This window comes from Weeksella sp. HMSC059D05 (assembly GCF_001809725.1).
GTDB lineage: Bacteria > Bacteroidota > Bacteroidia > Flavobacteriales > Weeksellaceae > Weeksella > Weeksella virosa.
In genome coordinates this window covers 160,078-170,426 of record NZ_KV798514.1, presented here as the reverse complement: position 1 = coordinate 170,426, position 10,349 = coordinate 160,078, and the positions used below count along the sequence as shown (strand labels likewise).

General features: G+C 35.7%; 8 protein-coding genes. 2 read left to right on the top strand and 6 right to left on the bottom strand.

Features of this window, described 5'->3' with window-relative positions; translation table 11 throughout:
- Positions 1 to 83: 83 nt before the first annotated feature.
- Entirely contained in the window at positions 84 to 2,540 is a 2,457-nt protein-coding gene (priA, locus tag HMPREF2660_RS00760; protein ID WP_070485220.1) for a replication restart helicase PriA, read from the bottom strand.
- 360 nt (positions 2,541 to 2,900) lie between these two features.
- On the opposite strand from priA, the gene HMPREF2660_RS00755 reads away from it, so the two are divergent.
- A complete protein-coding gene (locus tag HMPREF2660_RS00755; RefSeq protein WP_070485217.1) occupies positions 2,901 to 3,209 on the top strand; it encodes a hypothetical protein in 309 nt (102 codons plus the stop codon).
- 50 nt (positions 3,210 to 3,259) lie between these two features.
- Here HMPREF2660_RS00755 and HMPREF2660_RS00750 read toward each other — a convergent pair whose 3' ends face one another.
- On the bottom strand, positions 3,260 to 4,435 hold the full coding sequence (locus HMPREF2660_RS00750; protein WP_070485215.1) for a proline dehydrogenase family protein: 1,176 nt from the start codon (positions 4,433 to 4,435) through the stop codon (positions 3,260 to 3,262).
- Positions 4,436 to 4,572: 137 nt separating this feature from the next.
- Positions 4,573 to 4,830 (bottom strand): type B 50S ribosomal protein L31, encoded by a 258-nt coding sequence (locus HMPREF2660_RS00745; RefSeq protein ID WP_013597505.1) that lies wholly within the window; start codon positions 4,828 to 4,830, stop codon positions 4,573 to 4,575.
- 119 nt (positions 4,831 to 4,949) lie between these two features.
- On the opposite strand from HMPREF2660_RS00745, the gene HMPREF2660_RS00740 reads away from it, so the two are divergent.
- The gene (locus tag HMPREF2660_RS00740) at positions 4,950 to 6,323 is read left to right on the top strand and encodes a hypothetical protein (protein WP_070485213.1); all 1,374 of its coding nucleotides are present in this window, start codon (positions 4,950 to 4,952) and stop codon (positions 6,321 to 6,323) included.
- Between the two features lie 120 nt (positions 6,324 to 6,443).
- On the opposite strand, the gene HMPREF2660_RS00735 is transcribed toward HMPREF2660_RS00740, so the two are convergent.
- The 3 genes from HMPREF2660_RS00735 to HMPREF2660_RS00725 form a co-directional block, all read right to left on the bottom strand.
- Positions 6,444 to 7,580 (bottom strand): M20/M25/M40 family metallo-hydrolase, encoded by a 1,137-nt coding sequence (locus tag HMPREF2660_RS00735; RefSeq protein ID WP_070485212.1) that lies wholly within the window; start codon positions 7,578 to 7,580, stop codon positions 6,444 to 6,446.
- Between the two features lie 15 nt (positions 7,581 to 7,595).
- Entirely contained in the window at positions 7,596 to 8,264 is a 669-nt protein-coding gene (locus HMPREF2660_RS00730) for an SIR2 family NAD-dependent protein deacylase (protein WP_013597508.1), read from the bottom strand.
- A gap of 243 nt (positions 8,265 to 8,507) precedes the next feature.
- Entirely contained in the window at positions 8,508 to 10,310 is a 1,803-nt protein-coding gene (locus tag HMPREF2660_RS00725; protein ID WP_013597509.1) for an acyl-CoA dehydrogenase family protein, read from the bottom strand.
- Positions 10,311 to 10,349 lie beyond the last annotated feature (39 nt).

Sequence of the window (10,349 nt, the reverse complement as noted above, 5' to 3'; positions counted from 1 at the left end):
GTTTTGTTGCTATCTTTTGGGAAAGCTTTGTGGTTCATCCTACCGAAATAATGTATTTGTTATTGGCTATAAAAAATATATTTTTATTGTGGGTCGACATCAATCTCTAGTCGAACAGACCGATAAACCGATATGGTATGGAGTTTTTCTATCTGGTTTTGCACAAAACGTTTGATTTTTGAGGGTGATTGTCCTTCGTCTATTTTGAGCATCACTTGCATAATATAGAGATTGTTGATGCGCGCAACAGAAGGCTCCTCTGGCCCAAGCAACAAATGAGGCTGAAAATGCGGACGTAATAATTCAACAAATTGTTCGGCAGTTTTGCGAACACGTTCTTGGTTTTTATGTTTAAATCTGAACTGAATTAGGCGAGTAAATGGTGGATAATGGAAACTTTTGCGTTCATATAATATATCTTTCATGGTTTGAGGATAATTATACGTCGTTACGTTTTGCAAAACTTGATGTTCTGGATTATAAGCTTGGATCAATACTTTCCCTTGTTCTTCTCGTCTTCCGGCACGGCCTGCAACTTGCGTTAGCAATTGAAACGCTTTTTCGTGTGCACGAAAATCAGGAAAATTGAGCAAAGAGTCGGCCCGAATAACCCCAACCAGAGTTACATCACCAAAATCGAGTCCTTTTGTTATCATTTGCGTTCCGACTAAAATATCTATTTCTTTATTTTGAAATTCTTCGATTAGTTTTTCGTAGGCAAATTTCTTACGCATTGCATCTACATCCATTCTTTTGATGATTGCTGCAGGAAATAATTTTTCTAATTGAAGCTGAATCTGTTCGGTTCCGATTCCTTTCGTTACCAAAGAATTGCTCCCACAAGAAGGACAGCGAACAGGCTTGCTTTGCGCATGTCCACAATAATGACATTTGAGCTGATTGAGTAATTTATGATAAGTAAGACTCACATCGCAATTCGGACATTCGGGGGTGTATCCACAAGTTTCGCATTCGGTAATTGGCGCAAAACCACGACGATTCTGAAAAATAATGACTTGTTTTTTTCGGTCTAATTCTTCCTGTATCGCATCGCGCAAGACATGCGAAATGTCTTCTGTTATTTCTTTTTCTTTTTGAGCTTTACGCAGATCGACAAGATTTATGCTCGGCAATGGTACTTTGCCAAAACGTTCTGTGAGCGAAATATATTTATATACTCCTTTTTGGGCATAGTAATATGTTTCTAAAGAAGGAGTTGCTGAACCTAAAACTACTTTTGCTGAAAATTTTTTTGCCAAAACCAAAGCTGTATCTCGTGCGTTATAATAAGGCTTCGCATCTATTTGTTTGTACGATGACTCGTGTTCCTCATCGATAATTACCAAGCCAAGGTTCTTTAATGGTAAAAAAACAGCCGATCGAGAGCCTATGATTATGTCGTATTTTTGATGCAAAGTATTTTGCCAAAGTTCTACCTTTTCGTTCTGATTGTATTTTGAGTGATAAACCCCCACTCTCTCCCCGAAGTGTTTTTTCACCCGCTGAACGATTTGTGTTGTTACTCCAATTTCTGGTAAAAGATAGAGCACTGTTTTTTTTTCTGCCAAATAATTTTGCATCAATTGGAGATACAATTCTGTTTTACCACTAGAAGTTACGCCATGCAACAAGGCAATAGAATGAGTGAGAAACCCTGATTTTAATTCTTGCAGTGCATATTGTTGGGCTTTTGTAAGGAGTGAAATACTCTCCTTATCGGATTCCTCTTTGTCTACGCGTGATGACTGAAGCTGATATACTTGCAAGATATTTTTCTCGACCATTGCGTTTATTGCTGCGTTAGACGAACCTTGCTTCACCAATTCGGGAACTTTTATCGGTTTTGTAGTTTGTGTTTCTAAGGCAATTAATCGAAGTAGAGTTTCTCTTTGTTTGGGTGCTTTGTCTAATTGCTGAATTGCTTTTCTGAACTCTGATTCATTCTTTTTTAGATCGGGTAGAATTCGTACATAATTCTCTATTTTTGGTGTATATTTTTCATGCAGTTTTTCATCTACCCGAACGACTCCTTTTTCCCACAAAGATTTGAGTACTTGAATTGCAGAAAAATCTTCTATAATCAAAGCAATTTCGTTTACCGAAAGCATTGTTGTATTTTGCAGTGCTTTCACGACCAATATTTCGGGTTCTGTTAATATTTCGATTGCATCGAAATTAGGATCGACCAAACGAACGTAGGTTAAACTTTCTAATTTCAGGGCAGATGGTAACGCATTGCGGTAAACATCACCTAATGAACACATATAATAAGAAGCTATCCACTCCCATAGCTCTATTTGTTTTTGGGTTACCAAAGGTTCTTGATCGAGGAAAGCATGGATGCCTTTTGTTTTATATAATTCTGGCTTATTTTGATGCAATGAGTGTACTATTCCTGTATACAGTTTTTGCGTTCCGAATGGTACCGAAACACGCTGACCGACTTTTATTTGCTGTAAATCATACTTGGAAAGATGATACGTAAACGTACCATTTAACGAAAGTGGTAAAATAATTTCGGCAAAATAATTCGTTGTCATTTTATGAGTTTAGGTTCACAAGTTAATAAGATTCTGATAAGAATTGAAAGGTAAATTTTAGAAATATTTTTTGCATTTATCATCTATAATAATACTTTATTTTTTTTCCAACATCCATCTTTCATTTGATTGAAAATAAAAGTATAAACTCTTCTAATGTTACAAAATAGATGATATAATAGATATTGCCATTATATAAATGCCAATTTTTTCGATTGTTATTTTTTTATAGTCGCTTTATTACTAATATTTACAACGCTATCGCTCAATAAATATAGAAGTTAAAAGAATAGTTAAATTTACATTGCTTACATATATATATTATATCTTTATACTTAAAATGAATTAATTTATTATAATATGAAACTATTTTTCACATTAACCACTTTTTTCACCTTGGCTCTATTTTCTTGTAGCACAAGTATCAAACAAAACCAATTACTATCAGGAACAATTGTAAGAGATTGTACAGGAACTTATATTCGTGTTAATAATATGGAGGACTATTTGGTTTGTAACAATGAGCTGCTTTCGGACAAAAAAGATGGTGAAACTGTAAGTGTTATTTATAATTTTGAGAAAAATTGTAAAGAGCCAGCAGATAAAGCAACTTGTCTGATGTATCATGAACATAAAGGCAAGATTACAATCAAGAAAAAAAATAGTTAAACAAAAAAATCCACTCAGTTCGGGTGGATTTTATCATAACACAGAACAGGTTATTTTATTTTTTTACGACGCTCTAATTCTTTTTCGATCAGCATCAGCTCGCGCCCTGTCTGTCCTGCAACAGAAGTGTTTTCTTGTGCACGACGAATCAAATAAGGCATTACTTCCTTTATTGGGCCATAAGGTAAATATTTTGCAATATTGTATCCTAAATGCGCAAGATTAAATGAAATATTATCGCTCATCCCAAATAATTGTCCAAACCAGAAGTTTGGATTATTTTTCTCGATTCCGTTTTCGTTCATTAGTTTAGCGAGCAATTCACAACTACCTTCATTGTGCGTACCTGCAAATAAACCAAAACGCTCGTGGTGAGAGGCAATAAATTCTAATGCCAAGTCGTAATCTCTATCCGATGCTTCTTTGTTTGGCTGTATTGGCGACGGGTAAGCTTCTGCTTGTGCACGTTCACGCTCTTTCTCCATGTATGCACCACGCACAATTTTATATCCTAGAAAGTAGTTGTCTTTTTGTGCTTTTTCATACATGGTTTTCAGATATGCTAAACGATCGTGCCGATACATTTGTAGTGTATTCCAAATTACGGGACGTTTTTGGTTGTATTTCATCATCATCTCGTCGCACAAATCGTCTGCGGCATCTTGCATCCAAGTTTCCTCGGCATCGATCATGATATTAACATCTAATTGATAACCTTTCTCACAAACATCTTCGAAGCGTTTTCTTGTATTTTCCCAAGCTTTGGTTTCTTCTGGATTGAGTTGAGTTTTTTTACCAACTTTTTCCCACAATTCTATTCGACCAAAGGCCGTTGGTTTGAAAACCACAAACGGGATCGAAGGGTTGTTTTTACTTATATCAATAAGTTCGAGCATTACGTCGCGCACGTGATCGAAATCACTTTCTTCTGTTTGCCCTTCTACCGAATAATCTAAGATAGAACTTACGTGATAGCGATACAATTCATTGGCAACCTTGATGGCTTCTTGCGGTGTTTCTCCACCTACGAATTGAGAATAAATAGTTTTTCTGATGAGAGGCTTCACCATCGGAAAACTCACCAAAAATGGTGCAATATTAAAAATTTTACCTCCTAATTTAGTCAACCCTTCATTTCCGATGAGTTTGAAAAGAAGATGAGCCTTTTTCAACTCTTGATCAGACTTTACTTGAAAAGCATATTCAGTATTATCGAACAAAGACATGCGCTATAAAATTTAGTATAATCAATTAACTTTTTACAAATTTACATATAAAAAAAACCTACAAGCAAACAACTTATAGGTTTTTGTTTATGATAACAATAGAAATTAATAGTTCGAAGTAAAACAACTTCTATTTTCTATTGTTTAGCAGCTCTTTTCGCGTACTTACTTCTAAACTTATCAATACGTCCTGCGGTATCTACTAATTTTTGTTTACCTGTATAAAAAGGGTGTGAGGTAGAAGAAATCTCCATTTTCACTAACGGATACTCTACTCCATCAACCTCTATGGTGTCTTTTGTTTCAGCACATGAACGCGTAATAAACACTTCTTCGTTTGACATATCTTTGAATGCCACTAAACGATAATTACTTGGGTGGATATCTTTTTTCATAAAACTATGATTACTTATTCAACTTTACTAACGGAGTGCAAAGATAACAAAATATCTATACTAAACAATAAAAATAAAGTAAATTTATTCTTTATATTTGTTTGATAATTTAAAACCAAATGAAATTACGCAACATCTTATTGGGCACTACTCTTTTGGGTGGTATTGTGTTACAATCTTGCCGGGATGATTTTGATTATGATCCTATTAGCACAGGGATTTCATTCAATCGTGACACCCTTAGTGTTGATACGGTTTTCAATCATCGAAAATCTGAAACTTATGTCCTAAAAATCTACAATAACGACAAAGACAACAAAGTTATTCCTAAAATTTACCTCAACAAAGGTAATAATTCTTACTTTCAAATCAATGTCGATGGACGCGCTGGGAAAGATTTTGAGAATGTAGCTATCCGTGGACGCGATAGTATATTTGTCTTTGTAGAAATCCATGCAAAAGACGCCCCAAACAATCCATTGTATGATGACGAACTAGTTGTAGAAACTACTAGCGAAAAGAAGCAAGTGAAATTATTATCATGGATCGAAAATGCAAATTTCTTGCAAGACCAAACTATCAGTTCTACATCGTGGGATGCCAATACTTCCCAAGTAATTAGCGGAAACGTCGTAGTGCAACAATCCTTAAATATTAGTGCTGGATCGAAAGTCTATTTTGAGAAAGATGCAAAACTTACCATTAATGACGATGCGCAGTTTACGGTAGAAGGAAATGTAAACAATTATGTAAAGTTTCGCTCGGCAAGACATGATTCTCGGTATGATTCTTTACCAAATCAGTGGAACAAAATAGAGCTGAAACCTCGATCAACTTCGATAATCAACTATGCAAAAATCATCGGTGGACAAATCGGGTTAGAAGTCAATCAAGCCAATTTAGACATCAGAAATAGCTATATTGTAAACCATCAAAACTTTGGAATTTTGGCTAATAATGCCGAAATTCTCGGGGTAAATCTTTTGTTAAATAATGCTAACAGTGCCGCACTTGCCTTAACCAATGGTGGAAAATACGCTTTCTATCATTCTACTTTTGCAAATTATTTTAGCATGATTGGTACTGCAGGACCAGCCTACTCATTATATTTGAGCAATACAGATCTGGATGAACAACAAAGTAATCCACTAACCCAAGCTATTTTTGCCAACTCTATTTTCTATAGTGATCGTTCGGCAAACGCCGTCGCATTTCATAAAAATAATTCGGTTGCCTTTAATTATTTATTCGACACGAATTTGCTAAAAAACCTAGATACTTCTACGCTAGACACGACTTCAACACCAGGATTTTCGGCAAGTATAATAGGAGATCCGCTCTTTATCAATCCATTTTATACGGGTAATAATTTACGTTTAAAAGAAGATTCTCCAGCTATCGGCAAGGGCAAATCTAGTTATGCTACGCAGTATCCACTTGATATTTATGGAATGAATCGTACTGTTTCTCCGAATTTGGGAGCCATCCAATAAAAATATTTCTAGTATAAATATTAGCTACATTCAAAGAAAATAGCTGTTTTTATAATTATAAAAACAGCTATTTTCTTTTCACTAATACGATAGAACTCATCCTACCGAACTATTATTATATTATTCTTTGATTAGTTTTGCTGTGAATCTTCCTTTTTCGGTCATCAAAACCAACTGATAAATCCCTTTTTCTAGATTCTGCAACGACAATTCATTTGTATTGGTTATCCCTTTGCTCCGTAGCTGTCCTTCTATGTTATAAAGCTCATAAGCTTTTGCTTTGATATGCTTATTCCATTTCACTGTATTTTGGGTAGGATTTGGGGTAAGCACAAGAAGATTTTCTGTATAATCTGCCACTCCCATAGAAGCCGATGCACCTGCAAAATGCATGGTCGATGCTACAGCACCTTTGATTACTTGAACCAGGTAATCTTTGTCTAAATTGGCGATTGTATCTCGACTAGTGTGTGGATAAGGCGAATGGTTACCTTCGAACAAACCTGTGATTACAAAACCAGCATTCTGAAAAGGCATATAGTCTGAGGAATATGCATAGCTTTGTTCGGTTGCTAATGAGGTGTATAAACCAAAAATATTTGCCATTTGTTGGGTAACTACTCGAGATGCTTGATTGTTGTGTTGTGGTGAAGAGTTGTCGTATTCACAGATAACTTTATTATTTACTTTACCGTTTACACCTCCGATTTCATCGATATTGAACACCAATTTTATGTTGATGTTTTCTGGTATCACTTTTTGTTCTACATAAGCTTTACTGCCCAATAGACCTATTTCTTCAGCAGTAAAATGGATAAATTTAATAGAATATTCGGTTTCGACATCTTTTAGTAAACGAGCTATTTCTAGAAGAGCGGTTGTCCCCGAGCCATTATCATTTGCGCCTGGTCCATTGATTGTATCATAATGACCATCGACTATAATATACTCATCGGGGTATTTAGTACCTTTTTTGGTAACAATAATATTATAGGTCGTTTTACCATTGAGCGTGAAAGCATGTAATTCGATATCCGAATAACCCATTTCTTGATAGAGACCGAGTAGCCATTTTCGTGCTTTTTCGTGCGCAAGACTTCCGTCGCGTTTCTCACCAAAACTTACAAAGTTTTCGAGGTTTGTATAAATTGACTCTGCATTAACTTTATCAACTACTGATTGTATGTGCGATTGATATGTTTGTGCGTTGCTCCACTGAGCAACGATTAATCCAAGAACGATAAAAATTTTTCTCATGTGTTTATTAAAATCCTACAAATTTAAACATTTCACCCCTTCTGTTGCTGTTTTTCTTATCGTATTAATTTTGGAAGAATAATTTATTTCATCTGCTTTTGGGTCGATATAATAGATCGGACAGTTGTTGGGCACAAAATCTAGTAAAGATGCTGCTGGATACACTTGTAGAGATGTGCCGATTACCAAAAACAAATCAGCCTGCAGAACGAGCTCTATTGCTTTTTCCATCATCGGTACGGCTTCTCCAAACCATACAATATAAGGTCTGAGTTGTGCACCATCTTCGGCCAAATCTCCAAGTACGATATCATCCCACCAATCTACTGCCAACGATTTATTCTTTTCGCTGCATGCTTTTGTTAGTTCACCATGCAAATGGATAACTTGTGTAGAACCTGCTTTTTCGTGTAAATTATCTACATTCTGTGTAATGATATTTACGTGATATTTTTCTTCTAATTTTGCCAAATACTCATGTGCGGCATTGGGCATTACGTTTTTTAATTGTCTTCTTCTTTGGTTATAAAACTCCAACACCAAAGCTGGGTTTCTATGCCAACCGTCGATCGAGGCTACTTCCATGATATCATGATTTTCCCACAAGCCGTTACTATCTCGAAATGTAGAAATTCCACTTTCTGCACTGATACCGGCTCCCGTTAGAACAACAATATTTTTCATCTTTCTATTTTTTGTAGAGGGTAAGATAAGCTTTTCTCTTTTATTGGCTGAAAAATGATATACAAAAAAGCCTCGATTAATCAAAACCGAGACCTTTTCTATAAAATCTAAAATGCCAATCTACGAAATAGAGACTATGAATTTGGCTTTATTAGTGTTTTGTAAAAACGTTCTATCGATACCTCATCAACAATATCCTAGTTATATTAACTTATAGTTTTGATAGGATGATAGTAGATTGTTTTAGTAAACATATTCGTTTTTCTCAATAATCAGTTGAGCTATATCATTTTTCAAGTTAACAACGTTTGGATATTCATTGTAACGAGTGAAACGACGTAGACCAGACAACATCATTCGTTGTTCATCACCTTCTGCAAACGAAACAATTCCTCTTGTAGCTTCTGTTTTGATGATTTCTACTGATTTAAATAATTGTAACTGCACCAATTTCACAGCATTTGCTGCTACATCATTTCCTTTTACAGCTGCAATTTTCTCTGCACGCAACATGGCAGATTCTACCATATAAATTTCTTGCATTATACGAGATGCGGCCAAAATCAATTGTTGGTGTTTTTCTAAATCAGCTCCAAATTTTTGCAAAGCTGCACCGGCAACCATGAAGAAAGCTTTTTTCAGGTTGATGATGATTTCTTTTTCTTGTGCAAAAAGTTCGGTATAATCAGGTATATCGAATGAAGGTATGCTCATCAACTCATTAGCCACATCCATAGCAGGCGTCATCAAGTCTATTCGTCCTTGAAAAGCTCTTTTCACCAACATAGAGATACAAAGCAACGAGTTGATTTCGTTGGTACCTTCGTAGATACGAGAGATACGAGCATCGCGCCAAGCAGCTTCCATTGGCATTTCTTTAGAGTAACCCATTCCTCCGTAAATTTGGATTCCTTCGTCTGATGCTTTTTGTGCAGCTTCTGATATCCATACTTTTAGTATAGATGCTTCTATTGCATACTCTTCGATTCCTTTCAGTTCGGCTTCGTTATGCGGCATTCCTTTTGCGATGTTATCTTCAATTGCATCTTGAATATCTTTTGCTGCGCGGTAAGCACCTGCTTCGGATGTAAAAGTTGCAACTGCCATATCGGCTAATTTTTCTTGGATTGCTCCAAAAGTATTGATCGATACGTTGAATTGTTTTCGCTCAGATGCGTATTGTAGAGAATTGTTTAATACGCGGCGTTGTGCATCTAAACATGCTGCACCTAATTTGATACGTCCAACATTTAGAGCATTCATAGCTATTTTGAATCCTCCATTACGTTCTCCTAATAAGTTTTCTACTGGTACACGTACTTCGTTGAAGAATACTTGACGAGTCGATGAAGAAACGATTCCTAATTTATCTTCTTCTTCACCTAAAGAAAAGCCTTCACCTGCTTTATCTTTTTCTACGATGAAAGCTGTAATATTTTTGTCATCATCGATACGTGCGAACACGATGAAAATATCAGCAAATCCTGCGTTGGTGATCCACATTTTTTGTCCTGTGATGATATATTCTTTTCCATCTTCAGACAAAACAGCTTTTGTTTTACCTGAGTTTGCATCTGATCCTGCTTCGGGTTCTGTTAAGCAATAAGAAGAAAACCATTCACCGGTTGCTAATTTTGGTAAATATTTTTGTTTTTGCTCTTCTGTCCCGTACAATAAGATAGGCATAGTTCCGATTCCGGTGTGTGCTCCAAAAGCTGTAGCAAGTGATCCGGTAGCACCTGAGATGTAATCACACACCAACATTGTAGTAACGAATCCCATGCCCAATCCTCCATATTCTTCTGGGATAGATATTCCTAATAATCCTAATTCTCCTATTTTACGCATCAATTCTTCGATAAGTGCGTAATCTTTCTTTTCTATTTGATGTTTTTTTGGAACAACTTCTTTGTCGATAAATTCTTTTGCAGACTCGATAATCATTCGTTGTTCTTCTGAGAAATCTTCATAAGTGAAGATATCGTTATAAGTGGCATTTTTAACTAAATACTCACCTCCGATTAATCTATTTGGTTGTGTTGACATAATTTTTATTCTTGATGTTTTATTTGTTATCTTCTGGAA